General features: G+C 72.6%; 24 protein-coding genes and 1 tRNA gene. 5 read left to right on the top strand and 20 right to left on the bottom strand.

Annotated elements, in window-relative coordinates; translation table 11 throughout:
• Positions 1 to 7 precede the first annotated feature (7 nt).
• Positions 8 to 1,444, bottom strand: coding sequence for an RNB domain-containing ribonuclease (locus E4F25_RS03660; RefSeq protein WP_246069732.1), 1,437 nt, complete (start codon positions 1,442 to 1,444; stop codon positions 8 to 10).
• Positions 1,445 to 1,465: 21 nt separating this feature from the next.
• Positions 1,466 to 2,557, bottom strand: coding sequence for a DNA polymerase IV (gene dinB / locus E4F25_RS03655; RefSeq protein ID WP_140908873.1), 1,092 nt, complete (start codon positions 2,555 to 2,557; stop codon positions 1,466 to 1,468).
• Positions 2,558 to 2,632: 75 nt separating this feature from the next.
• Between dinB and E4F25_RS03650 the strand changes: the two genes are divergently transcribed.
• From E4F25_RS03650 to E4F25_RS03640, 3 genes are read left to right on the top strand one after another with little or no spacing between them, the layout of a single operon-like run.
• Positions 2,633 to 3,265, top strand: a complete 633-nt coding sequence (locus E4F25_RS03650; protein ID WP_181168192.1) for a CDP-alcohol phosphatidyltransferase family protein — start codon at positions 2,633 to 2,635, stop codon at positions 3,263 to 3,265.
• A 10-nt stretch (positions 3,266 to 3,275) separates the two neighbouring features.
• Positions 3,276 to 3,476, top strand: coding sequence for a PspC domain-containing protein (locus E4F25_RS03645; RefSeq protein ID WP_140908872.1), 201 nt, complete (start codon positions 3,276 to 3,278; stop codon positions 3,474 to 3,476).
• A gap of 5 nt (positions 3,477 to 3,481) precedes the next feature.
• Positions 3,482 to 3,910 carry a hypothetical protein gene (locus tag E4F25_RS03640; RefSeq protein WP_407062802.1) on the top strand — a complete coding sequence of 143 codons (429 nt, stop codon included), beginning with the start codon at positions 3,482 to 3,484 and terminating at the stop codon, positions 3,908 to 3,910.
• A 167-nt stretch (positions 3,911 to 4,077) separates the two neighbouring features.
• On the opposite strand, the gene E4F25_RS03635 is transcribed toward E4F25_RS03640, so the two are convergent.
• The 15 genes from E4F25_RS03635 to E4F25_RS03565 all read right to left on the bottom strand — a co-directional run bounded on the left by E4F25_RS03635 (position 4,078) and on the right by E4F25_RS03565 (position 14,376).
• Positions 4,078 to 4,163 (bottom strand) — tRNA-Leu (locus E4F25_RS03635).
• A 38-nt stretch (positions 4,164 to 4,201) separates the two neighbouring features.
• Positions 4,202 to 4,654: a DUF2214 family protein gene (locus E4F25_RS03630; protein WP_246069730.1), complete on the bottom strand. Its 453-nt coding sequence runs from the start codon at positions 4,652 to 4,654 to the stop codon at positions 4,202 to 4,204.
• Entirely contained in the window at positions 4,648 to 5,259 is a 612-nt protein-coding gene (locus tag E4F25_RS03625) for a cysteine dioxygenase family protein (protein WP_140908869.1), read from the bottom strand. The genes E4F25_RS03630 and E4F25_RS03625 overlap by 7 nt, the downstream gene beginning before the upstream one ends.
• Positions 5,260 to 5,305: 46 nt before the next feature.
• Complete coding sequence (metX, locus tag E4F25_RS03620; protein WP_140908868.1) at positions 5,306 to 6,442, bottom strand: homoserine O-acetyltransferase MetX; 1,137 nt, start codon at positions 6,440 to 6,442, stop codon at positions 5,306 to 5,308.
• Positions 6,443 to 6,461: 19 nt separating this feature from the next.
• Complete coding sequence (locus E4F25_RS03615; RefSeq protein ID WP_140910307.1) at positions 6,462 to 7,484, bottom strand: tetratricopeptide repeat protein; 1,023 nt, start codon at positions 7,482 to 7,484, stop codon at positions 6,462 to 6,464.
• Positions 7,485 to 7,495: 11 nt separating this feature from the next.
• Positions 7,496 to 7,948 carry a cytochrome c-type biogenesis protein gene (locus tag E4F25_RS03610; RefSeq protein ID WP_140908867.1) on the bottom strand — a complete coding sequence of 151 codons (453 nt, stop codon included), beginning with the start codon at positions 7,946 to 7,948 and terminating at the stop codon, positions 7,496 to 7,498.
• Positions 7,945 to 8,499: a DsbE family thiol:disulfide interchange protein gene (locus E4F25_RS03605; protein WP_140908866.1), complete on the bottom strand. Its 555-nt coding sequence runs from the start codon at positions 8,497 to 8,499 to the stop codon at positions 7,945 to 7,947. Before E4F25_RS03605 ends, E4F25_RS03610 begins: the two co-directional genes overlap by 4 nt.
• Positions 8,499 to 10,430: a heme lyase CcmF/NrfE family subunit gene (locus E4F25_RS03600; RefSeq protein WP_140908865.1), complete on the bottom strand. Its 1,932-nt coding sequence runs from the start codon at positions 10,428 to 10,430 to the stop codon at positions 8,499 to 8,501. The genes E4F25_RS03605 and E4F25_RS03600 overlap by 1 nt, the downstream gene beginning before the upstream one ends.
• Positions 10,430 to 10,915, bottom strand: coding sequence for a cytochrome c maturation protein CcmE (gene ccmE / locus E4F25_RS03595; protein WP_140908864.1), 486 nt, complete (start codon positions 10,913 to 10,915; stop codon positions 10,430 to 10,432). The genes E4F25_RS03600 and ccmE overlap by 1 nt, the downstream gene beginning before the upstream one ends.
• A gap of 12 nt (positions 10,916 to 10,927) precedes the next feature.
• Positions 10,928 to 11,107, bottom strand: coding sequence for a heme exporter protein CcmD (gene ccmD / locus E4F25_RS03590; RefSeq protein ID WP_140908863.1), 180 nt, complete (start codon positions 11,105 to 11,107; stop codon positions 10,928 to 10,930).
• Entirely contained in the window at positions 11,104 to 11,853 is a 750-nt protein-coding gene (gene ccmC / locus E4F25_RS03585) for a heme ABC transporter permease CcmC (protein ID WP_140908862.1), read from the bottom strand. Before ccmC ends, ccmD begins: the two co-directional genes overlap by 4 nt.
• 79 nt (positions 11,854 to 11,932) lie before the next feature.
• Positions 11,933 to 12,538 (bottom strand): azurin, encoded by a 606-nt coding sequence (gene azu / locus E4F25_RS03580; protein WP_246069726.1) that lies wholly within the window; start codon positions 12,536 to 12,538, stop codon positions 11,933 to 11,935.
• Positions 12,539 to 12,605: 67 nt separating this feature from the next.
• Complete coding sequence (gene ccmB, locus E4F25_RS03575) at positions 12,606 to 13,277, bottom strand: heme exporter protein CcmB (protein ID WP_140908861.1); 672 nt, start codon at positions 13,275 to 13,277, stop codon at positions 12,606 to 12,608.
• Entirely contained in the window at positions 13,274 to 13,900 is a 627-nt protein-coding gene (ccmA, locus tag E4F25_RS03570) for a heme ABC exporter ATP-binding protein CcmA (RefSeq protein ID WP_140908860.1), read from the bottom strand. The genes ccmB and ccmA overlap by 4 nt, the downstream gene beginning before the upstream one ends.
• Positions 13,897 to 14,376 (bottom strand): DUF3293 domain-containing protein, encoded by a 480-nt coding sequence (locus tag E4F25_RS03565; RefSeq protein ID WP_181168191.1) that lies wholly within the window; start codon positions 14,374 to 14,376, stop codon positions 13,897 to 13,899. The genes ccmA and E4F25_RS03565 overlap by 4 nt, the downstream gene beginning before the upstream one ends.
• Before the next feature lie 59 nt (positions 14,377 to 14,435).
• Between E4F25_RS03565 and E4F25_RS03560 the strand changes: the two genes are divergently transcribed.
• Positions 14,436 to 15,593, top strand: a complete 1,158-nt coding sequence (locus E4F25_RS03560; RefSeq protein ID WP_140908858.1) for a pyridoxal phosphate-dependent aminotransferase — start codon at positions 14,436 to 14,438, stop codon at positions 15,591 to 15,593.
• On the top strand, positions 15,590 to 16,393 hold the full coding sequence (locus E4F25_RS03555) for an amidohydrolase (RefSeq protein WP_140908857.1): 804 nt from the start codon (positions 15,590 to 15,592) through the stop codon (positions 16,391 to 16,393). The genes E4F25_RS03560 and E4F25_RS03555 overlap by 4 nt, the downstream gene beginning before the upstream one ends.
• On the opposite strand, the gene E4F25_RS03550 is transcribed toward E4F25_RS03555, so the two are convergent.
• Genes E4F25_RS03550 through E4F25_RS03540 form a run of 3 tightly spaced genes read right to left on the bottom strand, consistent with a single transcriptional unit; the run spans position 16,380 to position 19,245 of the window.
• A complete protein-coding gene (locus E4F25_RS03550; RefSeq protein ID WP_140908856.1) occupies positions 16,380 to 17,339 on the bottom strand; it encodes a lysylphosphatidylglycerol synthase domain-containing protein in 960 nt (319 codons plus the stop codon). The genes E4F25_RS03555 and E4F25_RS03550 overlap by 14 nt on opposite strands.
• Positions 17,339 to 18,511, bottom strand: a complete 1,173-nt coding sequence (clsB, locus tag E4F25_RS03545) for a cardiolipin synthase ClsB (RefSeq protein ID WP_246069724.1) — start codon at positions 18,509 to 18,511, stop codon at positions 17,339 to 17,341. The genes E4F25_RS03550 and clsB overlap by 1 nt, the downstream gene beginning before the upstream one ends.
• A complete protein-coding gene (locus tag E4F25_RS03540; protein ID WP_140908855.1) occupies positions 18,508 to 19,245 on the bottom strand; it encodes an endonuclease/exonuclease/phosphatase family protein in 738 nt (245 codons plus the stop codon). Before E4F25_RS03540 ends, clsB begins: the two co-directional genes overlap by 4 nt.
• Positions 19,246 to 19,262 lie beyond the last annotated feature (17 nt).

The following is a 19,262-nucleotide window of genomic DNA, read 5'->3' as shown; positions in this document are numbered from 1 at the left end:
GCCTTTTTCATGCGCTACGGAACCGGATCCGGCGGCGTGCGGGATCGGCCTCGACCAGTTCGACATCCACGTTCTCGCCGAGTGGCAAGGGGTGTTCCGCTTCCACCCGCGCCTCGATCGCGAGGGCGTGCAGCATGATGGTGCCCCGGCGCGGGTCGCGGCGCTCGACCTCGACGATGCTGGCGCGGAAGCGCTCGCCGGTGCGCCGTGCCAGCACCAGGCTCTCGGCCAGGTCGATCACCGCGCGCTGGTAGCGGCCGGCGCGGCGGTCCGATTCGGCCATGGTCCCTGGCAAGCCCGGCAGCGCCTCCAGCACCCAGGCGGGCGGCGCCTCGCCGGCGCACAGCGCCAGGCACAGCTCGCCGGTGTAGCGGTCCACCAGCCGCCGCAGGGGCGCGGTGCAGTGGGTGTAGGTGGATGCCAGCGCGGCGTGCATCGGGTGTTCCGGCAGCGCGCCCTCGAACGCGGCGTAGCCGGCGCCGCGCAGCACCGTGGTCGCCGACACCAGCATGGCCACGTGCGCCGGGTCCCGCGGGTCGAGCGAGCGGATGAAGTCGGGGTAGGGGCGCTCGCGCGGCCAGTCGATCGCCAGCGCACGCGCCGTGCGGCGCAGGCGCTCCAGGGCGTGCGGGTCCGCCTCCGGCAGCGTGCGCAGCAGGCCGACGCCGTGCAGGGTCATCAGGTGCGCGGCGGCCATCCCGGTCAGCAGCGAGACCTGCTCGTTCCAGTCCTCGACCGGCTCGCGCGCGCGGAACTCCAGCCGCCAGCGCTCGCCGTCCACCCGGATCTCCTGGTCCGGGAGCGGCAGGCTGACGCCGCCGCGGCGCCGTTCGCGCTGCATGCGCAGCTCGCCGACCTCGCGCAGCAGTTGCCACATCGAACCGGCCTCGCCGGCATCGATCGCGCGCTGGACGCCGGCGTAGTCGAAGCGTTCGCGGCTGCGCACCATCGCGCGGCGCACGTCCACCGCGACGCCCTCGCCGATCCGGTCCAGGGTGATCGTCCACAGCAGCGCAGGGCGTTCGCGGCCCGGCAGGAGCGAGGCGCCGTCCTCGGACAACACCATCGGGTGCAGCGGGATGCTGTCGCCTGCGCCGTAGAGGGTCTGGCCGCGACGGTTGGCCTCCAGGTCCACCGGGTCGCCGGGGCGCACGAAGGCGCCGACGTCGGCGATCGCGTAGTGCACCAGGTAGCCGTCGCCGTCGCGCTCGACGTGCAGTGCCTGGTCCAGGTCCATCGCGCCGGGCGGGTCCACCGTCACCAGCGGCAGGTCGGTGCGGTCGAGCGCGGGCAGGCGCGGTCTGGCGGCGGCGGCGCGCGCGGCCGCCTCGACCTCCGGCGGGAACGCGTCGGGCAGGCCCATCTCGCGCCGGATCGCGGCGATCCCCGGTTCCAGCGCCGGCGACGCCGGGCGGTCGGCGCGCAGGCGGCGGGTCGTGCGCAAGGGCAGCTCCTTTGCGTGCGGCTATGCCGGTACGGTGAACAATTCCGGCTGCGCGATCAACTCGTCGCGGTCGGCGAAGCCGCCGAGGCCGACCCCGGCCAGGCGGTAGCGGGTGCGTGAGGGCAGGCCGACACGGTCGCGCAGCGCGCAGGCGATGTCCGCGACGCTGGCCGCGTCGGCGGGCGGCAGCGGCGGCGTCAGGCTGCGGGTGAGGATACGGAACTCGGCGGTCTTGAGCTTCAGCACCACGGTGCGCGCGACCCGTTCGGGGCGGCGCGCGCGTTCGCGCAGGTAGCCCTCCCAGGCCTTGCCGGCGAGCTCGCGGATCGCCGGCTCCAGCTCCTCCAGCAGCAGGTCGTGCTCGAAGGTGTCCTCGCACGATATCTGCAAGGTCGGGCGCTCGCTGACCACCGGGCGTTCGTCGATGCCCAGCGACAGCTCGTGCAGGCGCCGGCCCCAGCGGCCGAAGCGGCGCTCGAGGTCTTCGACGCTCCAGTTGCGCAGGTCCGAGACCAGCGCCAGGCCCATGTCGGCGAGCTTGCGTTCCATGACCCGCCCGACGCCGGGCAGGCGGCCCACCGGCAGCGGCGCGAGGAAGGCCTGCACCTGCCGCGGCCGCACCACGAACAGGCCGTCCGGCTTGCGGAAGTCGGAAGCGATCTTGGCGACGAACTTGTTGGGCGCGACGCCGGCGGATGCGGTGAGGCCGGTCTCGGCACGGATCTCGGCGCGGATCGCCTCGGCGGTCGCGGTGGCCGAAGGCAGGCCGGCGCGGTTGTCGCTGACGTCGAGGTAGGCCTCGTCCAGCGACAGCGGCTCGATCGCGTCGGTGTAGCGCGAGAAGATCCCGTGCACCTGGCGCGACACCGCCTTGTAGCGGGTGAAGTCCGGCGGCACGAACACCGCGTGCGGGCACAGGCGCCCGGCGCGCATCGCCGGCATCGCCGAGCGCACGCCGAACCGGCGCGCTTCGTAGCTGGCCGCGCACACCACCGAGCGCTTCCCGCGCCAGGCCACCACCACCGGGCGCCCGCGCAGCGCCGGGTCGTCCCGCTGTTCCACCGACGCATAGAACGCGTCCATGTCGACGTGGATGATCTTGCGCGCGGCCATGGCCGCTAGGGTAGCGCGGCCGCCGCCGGCCCGGCCGGTGACGGGTTCACGCCGTTGGTGCCATGCTATGCCGGCATGAGCGACCGTTCGCCGCGCCCGCGCCACTTCTCGATGCTCCGCGACTTCCAGCTCGCGGACTGGTTCACGCTGGGCAACGCCTTCTGCGGCACCGGCGCGGTGTTCGCGGCGATGCGCTACCTGCAGGACGGCCAGGTCGGCGACCTGCTCTGGGGCATGGCGCTGATCCCGCTGGCGTTCGTGCTGGATGCCTTCGACGGCCGCATCGCGCGCTGGCGCAAGGTCGCCTCGACCCTGGGCCGCGAGCTCGACTCGCTGGCCGACGTCATCTCCTTCGGCCTGGCGCCAGCGGCGCTGGGCTACGCCTGCGGGCTGCAGGGCGGCTGGGACTGGCTGGTGCTGTCGTACTTCGTGTGCTGCGGGGTCAGCCGGCTGGCGCGCTACAACGTCACCGCCGAGTCGCTGTCGGGCGCGGAGGGCAAGGTGAAGCATTTCGAAGGCACGCCGATTCCGACCAGCGTGCTCATCGTGGCGCTGCTTGCGGTCGCGGCCTGGGCCGGTCGTCTCGGGCCCGACCTCTGGTTCGGCGAACTGCGCATCGGCCCCTGGCTGCTGCATCCCCTGGTGCTGGTTTACGCTGTGTCCGGGTCGCTGATGATCAGCAAGACCCTGCGCATCCCCAAGCCCTGACGAGGTCCCGATGGCAGAGCACCGCCCGTTCACCCGCTCCCGCACCGACCGCTGGTTCGCCGGCGTGCTCGGCGGCATCGCCCAGCGCTTCGGCTGGAACGCGACGCTGCTGCGCATCGTCTACGTGGTCGTGTCGATCGCCTCGGTCGCGTTCCCGGGCATCCTGGTGTACCTGATCCTGTGGCTGCTGATGCCCGAAGAGGGCAGCTGACGCCGGTGCGCCGCGCGCTGCTGGCGCTCGGCATTCTGTGGACGGCGCCGAACACGCTGCTCGGCCTGCTGGCCGGCGCCGCCGCCGTCGCTTTCGGCGCCCGCGCGACGCTGCGCCGCGGCGACCTGGCACTGGTGTTCCATGGCGTCCCCTGGGGTCCCGGTGGCGCGCTCACCCTCGGCAACGTGATCCTGCACACCGGCGAGGACCTGGCCACGCCGTGCCTGACCTACGCGCACATGGCGGGCGAGGGCGACGAGCCGGCGATCCTGCTCTGCGACCACGAGCGCGCGCATGTCTTGCAGGCGATGGTGCTGGGCCCGCTGTTCCTGCCGGCCTACCTGCTGTGCGGCGGCGTCAGCGCCCGCAACCGCTTCGAGCGCGCGGCCGACCGCTACGCGCGGACCGGGCGCGGGTGGTGGCCGTGGACATGACGGGTTCCGTTCCTACCCCGTATTCGGACTTCCCCTACAGCCTTCGCAGGGGCGCGGGGCGAGACTCACCCCGCCGACAACGCGTGCCGCCTGTCCCCCCTGGCAGCTTTGCGGTCGCGGGGGCCGCAGGACGCGGCCCTGTCGGAACTTCCTCGCGGGATCCCGCCTGGTACCGGAGGAGGGACTCGAACCCTCACGATGTCGCCATCGGCGGATTTTGAATCCGCTGCGTCTACCGTTCCGCCACTCCGGCGCGGGCGCGAATTATACGGCGGCCGGCCTCGTACGGCGCTAGAACCCGCCATGGCGGGCCATGGCCGCGGCCAGCGCGAAGATCGCAGCCAGCAGCACCAGTTCCAGCCGCAGCATGCCGCGCAGGCGTGACTGCTCGGCCGCCGTCGGCAGGAAGCCCGGGTCGGCCGCCAGCGCCTTGCGCCAGCGCAGGAAGCGCACGGTCGGCAGGATCGACAGCAGCGCCACCAGCACGAACACGCCGAGCTTGGCGTGGAACCACGGGTTGTGCAGGTACCAGGCGCTCGGCTTCACCCCCAGGAACACCCGACCGAGGCCGGCGGCGAGCAGCAGCATGGCGCTGATGCCGTAGCCCGCGTCGAGCCTGGCGAGGCGGCGCAGGGTGTCGGCGTCCAGTGGCCCGCGCAGCAGCACCGCTTCGGCGACCAGCATCGCCGCGAGCGTGAACACCAGCAGGTGGTGGGCGATGGCGAGCAGCAGGTCGGTCAGCACCGGCCCGCCCCGACGGCGTCCGTGGGCAGCGCCTTGGCGGCGCGTTCGAACCATTCGCCATGGTCCGGCACGAACATCGCGCAGGATTCCATCGGTGCCTTGTAGATGTGCAGCGAGATCGCGACCGCATCGCTGCTGGCGTTGCGGATGGCGTGGTACTCGTGCGGCGGGATCAGGCTGCCGGCGCTGCCCGGCCCGGCGTGGATGCCGCCGGCGGCGCGGAAGCGGAAGCGTTCACCCTCGCGCTCGAGCAGTTCGTACTGGGTGATCTCGAGTTCGCCGTCCCAGACCCCTTCCACGCACCACAGGCCGCAGTGGTCGTGGATCGGCGTGCCCTGGCCGGGACCCCAGGTCATCGCGACCACGCTGTAGCCGTGCTCCGGGCTGCGGTACAGCTCGCGGCGCGCGTAGTGGTCGGCGACCGGTTCGTGCACGCAGTCGGGCAGGCGCACGTCGCGGTCGCGGATCAGCCCGCAGAGCACGCCGCGCAGGGCGGCGGTGATGGCGTGCTGGTCGCCGCTGGCCACCGCGCCGTCGATGGCGCGTACGAGCTTGTCGCGGCCGGGGAAGTCGAGGTCGGGGGCGCAGGTGCTGTGGGAACTCATGCCCTGATTCTAGCGTCCGGCGCGGGTCGCGGCGCCAGCGCCGCTCCTACAGGGTGGCCAGGAAGCCGCGCACGGCCGGGTCGAAGCGCCCGAAGTCCACCAGGAAGGCGTCGTGGCCCTGGGGCGACTCCAGCGGCAGGAAGCCGGTCTCGGCACCGCCGGCGCGCAGGCCCTCGGCGATCTGCTCCTGTTGCTGCAGCGGGAACAGGATGTCGGTGGCCACGCCGATCGCCATTGCCCGCTCCAGCCGGATCGCGGACAGCGCGCTGAGCACGTCGCCGGCCTGGTCGGCGCAGGGCACGTCGGCGTACTCGGCGAGGTCGAACCAGTCCATCGAGCGGCTCAGGTACAGGTAGCTGTTGGGGTCGAAGTTGCGCACGAAGCGGCGCGCGTGCGCCTCCAGGTAGCTCTCGACCTCGAATTCGAGGCCGAACGGATCCTCGTCGTCGCGGCGGTCGGAATCCAGGCGCACGCGGCCGAAGCGGCCGTCCCATTCGAGCGCCGAGCGGTAGGTGATCACGCCGAGCTTGCGCGCCATGCGCATGCCCGAGTCCGGGTAGCGCTCCTCGTCGTAGTTGCCGTCGTTCCAGTTGCGGTCCAGGCGGATGGCCTCGCGCTGCAGCGAGCGGATCGCGATCGAGAACGGCAGCGCGTGCGCTGCGCCGGAGATGTTGAGGTGCGCGCGCGCGATGCCCGGGTGCCGTTGCAGCAGCGCCAGCGCGGTCATCCCGCCCATCGAGTTGCCGACCACGCAGGCGAGCCGGTCGATGCCGAGCGCGCGCACCACGTGCGCGGCCGCGTCGGCGCCGTCCTCGATCGAGAGATCCGGGAACGCCAGGCGGTACGGTGCGCCGGTGGCAGGATCCACCGAGGCCGGCCCGGTGGAGCCCTTGCAGCTGCCCAGCGGATTGACGCAGACCACGAACCAGCGCTCGCTGTCGATCGCCTTGCCGGGGCCGACCATCTGCTCCCACCAGCCGTCGGCGGGGTTGGCCTCGCTGCGCGCGGCGTGCGCGTCGGGCGACAGGCCGGGCAGGATCAGCAGCGCATTGCTCCGCGCGGCGTCGAGCCTGCCCCAGGTCTCGTAGGCGACGCGGGCGCCGTGCAGCGCGCCGCCGCGTTTCATCGGGAAGGGCGAGGGGAGTTCGATCCAGCGCGTGCCGGGCGGGATGAATTCGGTCATCCGCTGATTCTACGGGGCCTCAGCGATCCGCGATGACGACCTCGACCGGCTGTTCCGCGGGAAGGACGACGCGGACCGGGGCCGATTCCGGGTCCCCGGCGCCAGGGTTGGCGGTGCCGTCGCGCGACAGGCGGGCGACGATCTCGACCTCCTTCAGGTCGGACAGCTTCTGCGTCGGCATCAGGCTGTCGGCGTCGTCGAGGGTGGCGGTGAACGGCAACTCAGCGATCGCGTGCTTCTCGGCCGCGACCGGCATCGGCGGTCCGCCGGCGGCGCGCGCGTAGACGAACACCGCGGCATCGGGATGGGCTTCGTCGCGCAGGCGTTCGGCGAGGGCCGGCGCGAGCGAAACGCGGACCTGCAGCGCAACCCCCGGGGAAGCAGCTTCAGTCGGCGGCAATGGCGGCAGCGGCGGCAGGCCGGCATCCGCGCGCGCGGCATCCACCTGCTCGCGCAGCGGCGCCGCGGTGCGCGCATCCACCTGCGCCAGCAGCGGCTCCCAGGTGCGCGCGGCGCCGGCGGCGTCGCCGGCCTGGCGGCGTGCGATGCCGAGGAACCAGCGCGCGCGCTGGTGGGTCGCGTCCACCTCGAGCGCGTGCTCGAGCAGGCCGGTGCCGGTGGCATCGAAGCGGTGTTCCGGCGCGGCCAGCGCGCGTGCTTCGGCGGCCTCCACCAGCACGTCGGGTTCGTCCGGGGCCAGCCGCGCGGCCTCGCCGAAGGCGTCGCGGGCCTTGTCGGGCCGGCCGGCAGCGGCGTACGCGCGGCCGAGCAGGCGCCAGCCCTGGATCGCCTGGGGCTCTCGCTCGAGCTGCGCCTCGAGCTGGGCGATCGCGGCCTCGAGCGTCTGCGGCGGCTCGCGCACGGCCGGGTCGAGCGCCAGCGGCGTGCCCACCAGCCGGTACAGCGCGAAGGCGGCCAGCAGCAGCCCGGCGAACAGCCCACCGAGCGCGATCCGCGAGCCGGGCCCGTGCCACAGCGGGCGCAGCACGAAGGCCAGCACCGCCACTGCGACGACCGCGGCGAGCAATGCGAACACGAGCATCGGCTGGCCCATCACCACTCCTGCCCGTCGTCGTCGGGCAGCGGCTCGCGCCCCGCATGCCGGCGCACCACGCGCCACACCACCAGGCCACCGGCAAGCACCAGCAGCAGCGGCCCGAACCACAGCAGCCAGGTCCTGGATTCCACCCGCGGACGGTAGAGCACGAACTCGCCGTAGCGCGCGACCAGGAACTGCTCGATCTCGGCGTCGCTGCGGCCTTCGCGCATCAACCCGAGCACCTCGCGCCGCAGGTCGTGCGCGATCTGCGCGTCCGAGTCGGCCAGCGACTGGTTCTGGCACATCACGCAGCGCAGCTCGGCGACCAGGGCGTGGAAGCGCTGCTCCTCGGCACGGTCGCGGAACACCAGCGGGGCCGGGTCGCTGCCGGCCTGGGCCAGCGCGGGAGCGGGGGCGAGGACCAACGCAAGCAGCAGCGCGAGCAGGACGGCGGAGCAACGGTTCATCCGGCCACCTCCAGCTTCGCCAGCGCGGGCAGCAGTTCGCCTTCGACCACCGCGTCGGTGAGCGGACCCACGTGCTTCCAGCGGATGATGCCGTCGGCGTCCACCAGGTAGGTCTCCGGTGCGCCGTAGATGCCCCAGTCGATGGCGTAGCGGCCTTCGTAGTCCACCACCACCAGCCAGAACGGGTTGCCGAAACGCTCCAGCCAGGCGACGGCGTCGGCGTGCTCGTCCTTCCAGTTGTAGCCGACCACGCGCACGCGCTTGCTCTCGGCGAACTTCGTCAGCACGGGATGCTCGGCGCGGCAGGACACGCACCAGCTGCCCCAGACGTTCATCACGAACGGTGCGCCCTTGAGCTCGTCCAGCGTCGCCAGCCGCCCGGGCTCGTGCAGCACCGGCAGCTCGAATGCCGGCGCCGGCTTGCCGATCAGCGGCGAGGGCAGTGCCTCGCGGTTCGGATTGCGGCTGAGCCAGACGCCGGCGGCCAGCAGCAGCGCGAGCCCGGCGAACACCAGCAGGGGCAGCCAGCGGCCGAGTCTGGAAGCGGCCATCACGCGGTCCTCCGTGGTTCGCGGCGGAAGCGGCGGTCGGTCGCGGTGACCAGCCCGCCGAGTGCCATCAGCGCGGCGCCGATCCAGATCCAGCGCACGAACGGCCGCGTGTACACGCGCAGCGCCCAGCTGCCGTTGCCCAGGTCCTCGCCGAGCGCGACGTACAGGTCGCGGGTGAAGCCGGCATCGAGACCGGCCTCGGTCATCACCTGGCCGCCGCTGGCGTAACGGCGCTTCTCGGGGTGCAGGGTGGTGAGCTCGCGGCCGTCGTGCAGCACGGTGACCGTGCCGTACTCGGCCAGGTAGTTCGGGCCGCGCCGTTCTTCGACGCGCTCGAAGCGGAAGGCATGCCCGCCGAGCTCGACCTGCTGGCCCGGCGCCAGCGCGAGTTCGCGCTGCTGGCCCAGGCCTTCGACCAGCAGCGCGCCGGCCAGGAATACCGCGATGCCGAAATGCGCCAGCACCATGCCGAGCATCTCCGCGGTCATGCGCCCGCCGGGGCTGCGCAGGCGCTGCCAGGCGAAGCGCAGGGTGCCGAACCCGACCCACGCCGCGCCGGCGACACCGGCGGCGACCTTCCATTCCCCGCGCGGCGCGAGCACGAAGGCGACGATCCCCAGCACCAGCGCCAGCAGCAGCCACGGCAGCAGCAGCGCCATCGGCTTCGAGGCCTGCTCGCGCTGCCAGCGGGTCAGCGGCCCGAACGGCACCAGCAGCACCAGCGGCGCCATCAGCACCGTGAACAGCAGCGCGAAGTAGGGCGGGCCGACCGAGATCTTGCCCAGTTCCAGGGCGTCGGCCAGCAGCGGGTAGAGGGTGCCGATGAGCACCATCGCGCAGGCGCCGGCGAGCAGCAGGTTGTTGAGCAGCAGCAGGGTCTCGCGCGACATCGGCGCGAAGCGGCGGCGCGGGTCGTCGGCGTCGGTTTCCGGCGCGCGCAGCGCGTACAGCAGCAGCGAGCCGCCGATGACGATGCCGAGGAACACCAGGATGAACAGTCCGCGCGAGGGATCGGCGGCGAACGCGTGCACGCTGGTCAGCACGCCGGAACGCACCAGGAAGGTGCCCAGCAGCGACAGCGAGAACGCCGCGATCGCCAGCAGCAGGGTCCAGCCGGCGAAGCTGCCGCGCTTCTCGGTCACCGCCTGCGAGTGCAACAGCGCGGTGCCGGCCAGCCAGGGCATGAAGCTGGCGTTCTCTACCGGGTCCCAGAACCACCAGCCGCCCCAGCCCAGTTCGTAGTACGCCCACCACGAGCCGAGCGCGATGCCGGCGGTGAGGAAGGCCCAGGCGACGTTGGTCCACGGCCGCGTCCAGCGCAGCCAGCGCGCATCCACCTCGCCGCCGAGCAGCGCCGCGATCGCGAACGCGAACGGCACGCTGAAGCCGACGTAGCCCAGGTACAGCATCGGCGGGTGCACGATCATTCCCGGGTCCTGCAGCAGCGGGTTGAGGTCGTGGCCCTCGGCCGCCGCCGGCAGCAGGCGCGCGAACGGGTTGCTGGTGAAGATCAGGAACGCGAGGAAGCCGACCGAGACCAGGCCCATCACCCCGAGTACCCGCGCCAGCACGTCCGCGGGCAGGCGCCGCGAGAAGCGCGCCACCGCACCGGTCCACAGCGCCAGGATCAGCGCCCACAGCAGCAGCGAGCCTTCGTGCGCACCCCACACCGCGGTGTAGCGGTAGTACCAGGGCAGCAGCGAGTTGGAGTTCTCGGCCACGTAGCGGAGAGAGAAGTCCTGGCCGACGAAGGCCGCGGTGAGGATCGCGAACGCGGCCGCCACCAGCAGCAGTTGCGCATAGGCCGCCGGGCGCGCCACCGCCATCCACGCGGCCAGCCCGCGCTGGGCGCCGGCCAGCGGCAACAGCGCCTGCAGCGCCGCGACCAGCAGCGCCAGCACCAGCACCACCTGGCCGAGTTCGGCGAGCATCAGCGCGGTTCCGCGGAGCCGGAGCCGTCAGCGGCGTCGGCCGGCACCTGCACGTCGTGCTTGCGGTGCGCCTCGCCCATCTTGTCGGCCACTTCCTTCGGCATGTAGGTCTCGTCGTGCTTGGCCAGCACCTGCTCGGCGATGAACACGCCGTCGCGCATGCTGCCGGTGGCGACCACCGCCTGGTTCTCGCGGAACAGGTCCGGGAGGATGCCTTCGTAGACCACCGGCAGGCGCGCGTCGCCGTCGTCCACCACGAAGCGCGCCTGCATCGAACCGGGCGCGCGCTCGAACGAGCCGTCGGCGACCATGCCGCCGAGGCGGAATCGCGCCTGCTCGCCGGCCTCTCCGGACAGCACCTCCGAGGGCGTGTACAGGTAGGCCACGTTGCGCTGCAGGGCGAGCGCGACCAGCGCGGTGGCGATGCCGGCGGCGACCAGCAGTGCCAGGATCAGCAGCAGGCGGCGTTTGCGCGTGGGATGCATGGGGTGCTCCGGTCAGTCGCGCGACAGCGGCGCGGAGGGATCGGGGGCGGAGGCGGCGGCCTCGCGGCGGGCGATGCGCAGGCGCGCCGCGCGCAGCTGCCTGCGCAGCTCGAGGCGCGGGGCGACGAGGTCCCACAGCATCACCACGGCGAACACCGCGTACGCAGCAATGACGTAGCCCTGGTAGCTCACGATGCACCTCCGGCCATGCGCGCGACCCAGTCCTTGCCCGCCTCGCGGCGCAGGTTGTCGGCGCGCGCGCGCGCCAGCAGCGAGCCGACGAACCAGACGTGGGTGCCGAGCACCATCCACCACAGCGGCGGCAGCATGCTCGGGTCCATGCTGGACTCGCCGAACAGCTTGATCGTCGCGCCCTGGTGCAGCGAGTTCCACCACTCCACCGACCAGTGGATCACCGGCAGCAGGGCCACGCCGACGATCGCCAGCAGCCCGGCCGCGCGCGCCGCGGCGCGGCGGTCGTCGATGGCGTGGTACAGGCCGATTACGCCCAGGTAGAGGAACAGCAGGATCAGCTCGGTGGTCAGGCGCGGGTCCCAGTCCCACCACGTGCCCCACATCGGCTTGCCCCAGATCGAGCCGGTGGCGAGGGTGACGACGGTGAAGGCCGCGCCCGGCGCCGCGCAGGCCATCGCCAGCACCTCGCACAGCTTGATCCGCCAGACGAGCGCGATGGCGGCGTAGAACGCCATCAGCGCGAACACGGCCATGCTCATCCAGGCGCTGGGTACGTGGATGTAGAGGATGCGAAAGCTGTCGCCCTGCTGGTAGTCCGGCGGGACCACGAACAGTGCGCCGTAAAGCCCCCAGGCCATGCACGCCAGGCCGATCGCGTAGGCCCACGGGGACCAGCGCGCGGCGAAGCGGTCGAAATAGGGCGGGGAGCCGAGTTGGTGGAACCAGCGAACGACGGGGCTCATGGCCGCCATTGTCTCATGCGGGGCCGCGCGGGCGACCGTTTCCGGCACGCCCGCGCGCCCATTGCGGGTCGGGTGCGGGCTACTCGACCGCGATGCTGCCCTTCATCAGGGCGGCGTGCCCCGGGAAGCTGCAGAAGAACACGAACGGGCCGCCCGAGCGCAGCCGGGACACGTCGAAGGTCACCGAGGTGTCCTCGCCGCCGCCGATCATGTCGGTGTGGGCGACCACGCGCGGGTCGTCCGGCTTGACGTAGTCGTTGTCCAGCCCGGCGCCCATGCCCTCGGCGATGACGCCCTGCATGTCGGCCTGGCTGGTCACCACCACGTTGTGGCCCATGGCCGCCACCGGCATCTGGCCGCTGTGGGTCAGGCGGATGGTGAACTGGTCGCACGAGGCCGGGATGGTGATCGAGTCGGCGTCGTAGCGCATGGCATCGTTGCTGTCGATGGTCGTGGCGCAGTCGGCGACGACCGCAGGATCGCTGCCCTGGGCGGCGGTGTCGGAAGGGGCCGGGGTCGCGGCCGGGGTGGCCTCCTGCTCCATGGCCGGCGGCGCGCCGGCGTCGGCGGCCTCGGTCGCCTGCGGGGTCGCCGCGGGCTCGGCCGGGGGCGGGGTGTCGTTGCCGCAGGCCGCCAGCGCGAGGGCGCAGGCGACGGCGAGGGCGGCGGACTGGAACTTCATCATGGCGTGATGCTCCTGTGGGACGGGTGGATAGGGTCGCGCAACCGTCGTTGGCGCGACATGACCTGGCTCAAGAGGTGGCGATGCGGATGGCCGCGGCGGCGGCCAGCGGCGCCAGCACGACGCCCAGCACCAGCCCGGCGCCGAGCAGCAACAGCGCGCCGGTGGGGTCGAGGCCCTGCGCGGCCGCGGCCACGCTGCCGGCGCCGAATACCAGCACCGGGACATACAAGGGCAGGGCCAGCAACGCGACCAGGATGCCCGAGCGGCGCATGCCGACGGTGAGCGCGGCCACGACCGCGCCGACCAGGCTCAGCAGCGGCGTGCCGAGTGCGAGCGACAGCAGCAGCACCCGCATCTGTTCGTGCGGCAGGTACAGCAGCTCGCCGAGCAACGGTGTCGCGACGATCAACGGCAACGTCGTCGTCGCCCAGTGCATCGCAGTGCGCACCAGCACCAGCCACGACAACGGCACCGGCGACAGCATCCACTGCTCGAGCGAACCGTCCTCGGCGTCGCCGCGGAACAGCGAGTCCAGCGACAGCAGGCCGGCCAGCAGCACCGCCAGCCACAGTACCGCGCCGGCGGCGCTTGCCAGCCGAGCCTTGTCGGTGCCCATGGCGAGCGCGAACAGCACCACGACCAGCACCGCGAACAGCGCCGGCTGCAGCGCGTCGCCGCGGCGGCGCCAGAGCAGGCGCAGGTCGCGGACCACCAGCGCGCGCGCGGCCTGCCAGATCATTCCGATGCCCCCAGTTCGAGCATGCGCGTGCGCACCGGCGGCGCGGCGTAGGCGCCATGCGTGGTGAGCAGTGCGGCGCCGCCGGAACGCAGGTGCGCCTGCACCATGCGGTTGACCAGGTCCAGGCCCTGCAGGTCGAGGTTTGCGTAGGGTTCGTCGAGCAGCCACAGCGGCGCCGGCGACAGCCACAGCCGCGCCAGCGACAGGCGCTTCTTCTGCCCGGCCGAGAGCTGGCGCGCGAGCGCGTCCTCGTAGCCGGCCAGCCCGACCAGTGCCAGCGCGTTGCCCGGGAGCTGGCCGCGGCGGCGGCCGTGCAGGCCGCACAGGAAGTGCAGGTTCTCCAGCGTCGTCAGGTCGGCCTTCAGCGCCGGCAGGTGGCCGAGGAAGGCGATCGCGCGCGCGCGCAGCGATGGATCGACATCGCGGCCGTCGATCTCGACGCGGCCGGCGTCGGCGCGCAGCAGCCCCGCGAGCACCCGCAGCAGGGTGGTCTTGCCGGCGCCGTTGCCGCCCTGCACCAGCAGCGCCTCGCCAGGCTCCACGGTGAAGTCGAGCGGCCCGAATACCGGTTGCTCGTTGCGCGCGAAGGCCAGCCCGTGGGCGGCCAGCAACGGGGTCGTCATCCGACCCAGTCCACCAGCGGCGCGGCGGCGAGCGCGGCGGGACGCGCGTGGTAGATCCGCAGGCGCATCGGTTCGCCGCGCGCGGCGAACAGCGTGCCGAGCTGGCCGAAGCGGCGGGCGAGCGCGTCGAAGCGTTCCACCGGCAAGCCGACCACCAGCCAGCCCGGCTCGCGCCAGGTGCGGTTGCGCGCGGCGCTGAAGCCGGCGCGGTGCGGCATGCCGCTGTCCGCGAGGATCGCGGCGAGCTCCTCGTCGGCGCGGCGGTTCTCCGCTTCGGGGCGTTCGATCGAGCACGGGTTCCATGCCGCGAGCAGCCCCGACGACGTGCCGTCCGGGTACGCGGCCTCGACGTCGGCGGCGACCTCGCCCAGCTGCAGCGGGTACCAGCGGCCGTCGAACTCCCACTGGTAATCGGAAGCCAGGTAGGCCTCGACCAGGTCGGCGACGCGGGACGCGGCGAGGGACGGGCGGGTCACGATGTTCCTGCAGGGGGCGTGTTACAACATCACCATTCTAAACCGTGCGGAGCCGGGGAATGCCAGTCAGCAGGCTGTCGAGCAAGTTGCCGAAGGTCGGCACCACGATCTTCACCGTGATGTCGCAACTCGCCGCCGAGCACCACGCGGTCAACCTCGGCCAGGGCTTCCCCGACTTCCCGCCGCCGCAGGGCCTGGTGGAAGGACTCGAGCGCGCGATGCGCGCCGGCCACAACCAGTACGCCGCGGCGCACGGCATCCCCGAACTGCGGCGCGCGATCGCCGACAAGACCGAACGTTGCTACGGCTTCCGTCCCGACGTGGATGCCGGCATCACCGTCACCTCGGGCGCGTCGGAAGCGATCCTCGACGCGGTCGCCGCGGTGGTGCACGCCGGCGACGAAGTGATCGTGCTCGACCCGTGCTACGACTGCTACGAGCCGGCGATCGAACTCGCCGGCGGAACCGCGGTGCACGTGCCGCTGGACCCGGAAACCTTCGCGCCCGACTGGGACGCGGTGCGCGCGGCGATCACGCCGCGCACCCGGCTGCTGATGGTGAACACGCCGCACAATCCGTCGGGGGCGATGCTCGACGCCACGGACATGGAGGCGATCGCCGCGCTGCTGCGCGGCAACGACATCCTGCTGCTGTCGGACGAGGTCTACGAGCACATCGTATTCGACGGCCGCCGCCACGAATCGGCGCTGCGGTATCCGGAGCTGCGCGAGCGCGCGTTCGTCGTCTCCAGCTTCGGCAAGACCTACCACTGCACCGGCTGGAAGGTCGGTTACTGCGTGGCGCCGCCGGCGCTGACAGCCGAGTTCCGCAAGGTGCACCAGTACAACACCTTCTGCACCTTCACCCCGGCGCAGCACGCGTTCGCGACGATGATCGCGGAGGACCCCGCGCACTACGAGGAACTCGGCGCGTTCTACCAGGCCAAGCGCGATCGCTTCCGCGAGCAGCTCCTGGGCACGAAGCTGCGTCCGCTCGACGTCCCGGGCGGCTACTTCCAACTGGTCGACTACTCGGCGGTGAGCGACCTCGACGACCAGGAGTTCTGCCGCTGGCTGACCGTCGAGCACGGGGTGGCGACGATCCCGCTGTCGCCGTTCTACGCGCGGCCGCCGGAGGGCCAGCGGCTGGCACGGCTGTGCTTCGCCAAGAGCGAATCCACGCTGGATGCCGCCATCGAAAGGCTGCGCAAGCTGTGAACGACCTCCGCGTCAGCCTCGTCCAGGGCGAAACCCGCTGGCACGACCCGGCCGGCAACCGCGAGTACTACGGCCAGCTGGTCTCGGCGCTGCGCGGCATCACCGACCTGGTGCTGCTGCCGGAGACCTTCACCAGCGGCTTCAGCAACGAGGCCATCGCCTCGGCCGAGACCATGGACGGCCCGACGGTCGCGTGGCTGCGGGACCAGGCGCGCGATCTCGATGCCGCCGTGACCGGCAGCGTGCAGCTGCGCGTTGGCGATTCGGTCTACAACCGGATGCTGTTCGCGACCCCGGACGGCGACGTGCGGCACTACGACAAGCGCCACCTGTTCCGCTACGCGCGCGAGCACGAACGCTATGCGCCGGGCGGGCCGCGGCTGACCGTGGACTGGCGCGGCTGGCGCATCTGCCCGCTGGTCTGCTACGACCTGCGCTTCCCGGTGTTCTCGCGCAACCGCTTCGACGTCGAGCGCCCCGGGCAGCCCGACTACGACCTCGCGCTGTACGTCGCCAACTGGCCGGCGGTGCGCGCGCACGCGTGGAAGACGCTGCTGCGCGCGCGCGCGATCGAGAATCTGTGCTACGTCGCCGGCCTCAACCGCGTCGGCACCGACGGCAACGGCCACGCCTACTCGGGCGACAGCGCGATCATCGACTTCCTCGGCGAAGCGGTGAGCGAGTGCGGCGACATGGAGGTGGTCACCACCACCACCCTGAGCGGCGCCCGCCTGCAGGCGCACCGCGAGCACTTCCCGGCGATGCTCGACGCCGACCGTTTCCAGGTCAGCGGGCTGTAGCCCGCCACGGCGAGCGCCCGCCGCGGACCTCGAAGGCGAGGTAGAAGGCCAACGCCAGCGACAGCGGCAGCAGGTAGTAGACCGCACGGTAGGCGAGCAGCGCGGCCAGCAGCCGCGGTTCGTCCACCAGCCCGAGCCCCGGCGGGCCCAGCACCGCGAGGAACACGGCCTCGATCACGCCGAGCCCGGCCGGCACGTGCACCAGCGCCGACGCCACCGCCGACAGCAGCAGGGTCGCCAGCACCAGCGGCCAGGCCACGGTGCCGAGCAGCAGCCACACCAGCGTGCCCATCAGCGACCAGTTCGCGGCGGCCAGCAGCACCTGGAGGGCGCCCAGCGCCGGCGTCGGCAGCCGGAAGTGGTGGCCGCGGAAGTGGAAGACGCGGCCGCGCCAGCGCGCGCAGGCACCGAGGTAGGCGAGCGCCAGCAGGACCATCGCCACGCCGAGCGCGCGCAGCAGGCCGCCGCCGAGGCCCCAGGCCGGCGGCGGCGCCACCGCGCCGGCCGCGAACACCACCCCGGCAAGCGCGATGTAGCCGACCCAGTTGGTGGTGACGCTGAAGGCGACGACGCGACCGATGCAGGCAGTCGGCAATCCGGAGCGGGCGTACAGGCGCAGGCGCAGGCCGGCGCCGCCGACCAGCGCGCCCAGGCTGAGCGCGAAGGCGTAGCAGGTGGCGGCGATCGCCAGCACCCGGCGCGTGGACAGTGCGTGGCCAGCGTAGCGGCGCGCGGCGAGGTCGTAGCAGGCGTAGGTCGCGTAGCTGAGCAACGCCAGCGCGACCACCAGCGCCAACTGCCCGGCGTTGTAGCCGCGAAGGGCCTCGCCGACGGCGGGCCAGTCGACCCCGCGCGCGTAGCGCAGCAGCAGCCACGCAACCAGCGCCAGGAACAGCCACGAGCCGAGGCGCACGGCGCGGCGCAGCCACGGGCGGCGCGCGCGCATCAGCCGCGGCCGCCGTCGGCCGGGCGCAGCACCGTGGTCGCCGGCGTATGCGCGGGCAGCAACCCGGCCCAGTCCGGGAAGCGGCGCAGGAAGTGGAACAGCAGGGGGCGGGTGAGCACGTGCCAGGGCCGCCACGGCGGCATCCGCGCCTTGTCCACCTGGCGGCAGTCGCGTTCCAGCAGCGCCCGCAGGCGCGCCCCGAGGTCGGCGGCGAAGGCGCGGTCGCGCACGAACACGTTCGCCTCCAGGTTCAGCGACAGGCTCAACGGGTCGAGGTTGCTCGAGCCGACGGTGGCCCACTCGCCGTCGATGACCGCGACCTTGCCGTGGAAGGGGCGCCGGCAATACTCGTGCACGCGAACGCCGCCCTCCACCAGGTGCCGGTACAGCGTGCGCGCGGCGACCTGCGCCAGCGGCGTGTCCGGCTCGCCCTGGACCACCAGCGACACCCGCACCCCGCGGCGCGCGGCCTGGCGCAGGTCGCGCAGGAAGCCGTAGCCTGGGAAGAAGTACGCGTTGGCGATGACCACTTCCTCGCGCGCGGCCCGGATCGCGCGCCGGTATTCGGTTTCGATGTCGCGCGAGTGGCGGCGGTTGTCGCGCACCACGAAGCGCACCGGGTCGTCCTGCTGGTGGCGCGGCGGGCGCCAGCGCTCGCCGGTGCCGTCGCCGTCGAGCGCGGTGCGCATGAACCCGCGCACCGTCGCCACCAGCGGCCCTTCGATCTCCAGGCTGTAGTCCTGCTTGGCGGTGGGGCCGAAGTCCGCGAGGTGGTCGGCGCCGAAGTTGATGCCGCCGACGAAGGCGCGTTCGCCGTCCACCACCAGCAGCTTGCGGTGCAGGCGCCGGAACATGTGCATGCGCATGCCGAGCAGCGGCTTGTGCGGATCGAACACGCGCAGGCGCGCGCCGGCGCCGGTCAGTTCCGACACGAAGTCGCGCGAGAAACCGGGGGAGCCGTAGCCGTCCACGGTCAGCTCCACGCGCACGCCGCGGCGGGCGGCCGCGACCAGGTGCCGGTGCAGCTCGCGCCCGACCTTGTCCTCGAACAGGATGAAGGTCTCCAGCAGGATCTCGCTGCGCGCGGCCGCGACGACCTCGTTCACGCGCGCGAAGAACTCCTCGCCGTTCTCGAGCAGGCGCAGGCGGTGGGCATCGCCGCCGGCGTTCACCAGGCCACCCCCGAGACCAGTGGCGCGTGGTCGGACAGGTGCGTCCACGGCCGCAGCGACAGCACGCCGGGCTGCAGCGCGCGCGCCGCGCGCAGGTAGATGCGGTCGAGCGGGAGCAGCGGCCGGCGCGCGGGGAAGGTGCGCGCGAGGCGACCGTTCCCGTCCTCGAAGGCCTCGACCAGGCCGCAGTCGCGCAGCATCCGGTGGCCGCGCCCGCGCCAGTCGTTGAAGTCGCCGGCCACCACCAGCGGCGCCGCGTCGGGGACCTCGCGCACTTCCTCGCACAGCAGCTGCAGTTGCCGGCGGCGGTGCGATTCGCGCAGGCCCAGGTGCACGCAGATGGCGTGCAGGGGCAGGGCGCTGCCGGGCACGTCGAGCACGCAGTGCAGCAACCCGCGCTCTTCGTGCCCGCGCACCGACACGTCGCGGTTGGCCTGCGACAGGATCGGGAACTTGGACAGCAGCGCGTTGCCGTGGTGGCCGTGCGGGTAGGCCGCGTTGCGGCCGTAGGCGTGCTCCTGCCACAGGCTGTCGGCGAGGAACTCGTACTGCGCGCCCGGCCAGCCGGGCACGCGCGCGGCGTGCAGCGCGTGCTCGCCCATCACTTCCTGCAGGAACACCACGTCGGCGGAGACCGCGCGGATCGCCTCGCGCAGCTCGGGCAGGACGAAGCGCCGGTTGAACAGGTTGAAGCCCATGTGGGCGTTCAACGTGAGCACGGTGATCGAAGGCATGTGGCCGGATTCTGCCG

It is taken from the genome of Cognatiluteimonas lumbrici (genome assembly GCF_006476065.1).
Taxonomy (GTDB): Bacteria; Pseudomonadota; Gammaproteobacteria; order Xanthomonadales; family Xanthomonadaceae; genus Cognatiluteimonas; species Cognatiluteimonas lumbrici.
Note: the sequence above shows the minus strand (reverse complement) of the source record. Positions and strands in the feature narration are given on the sequence as shown.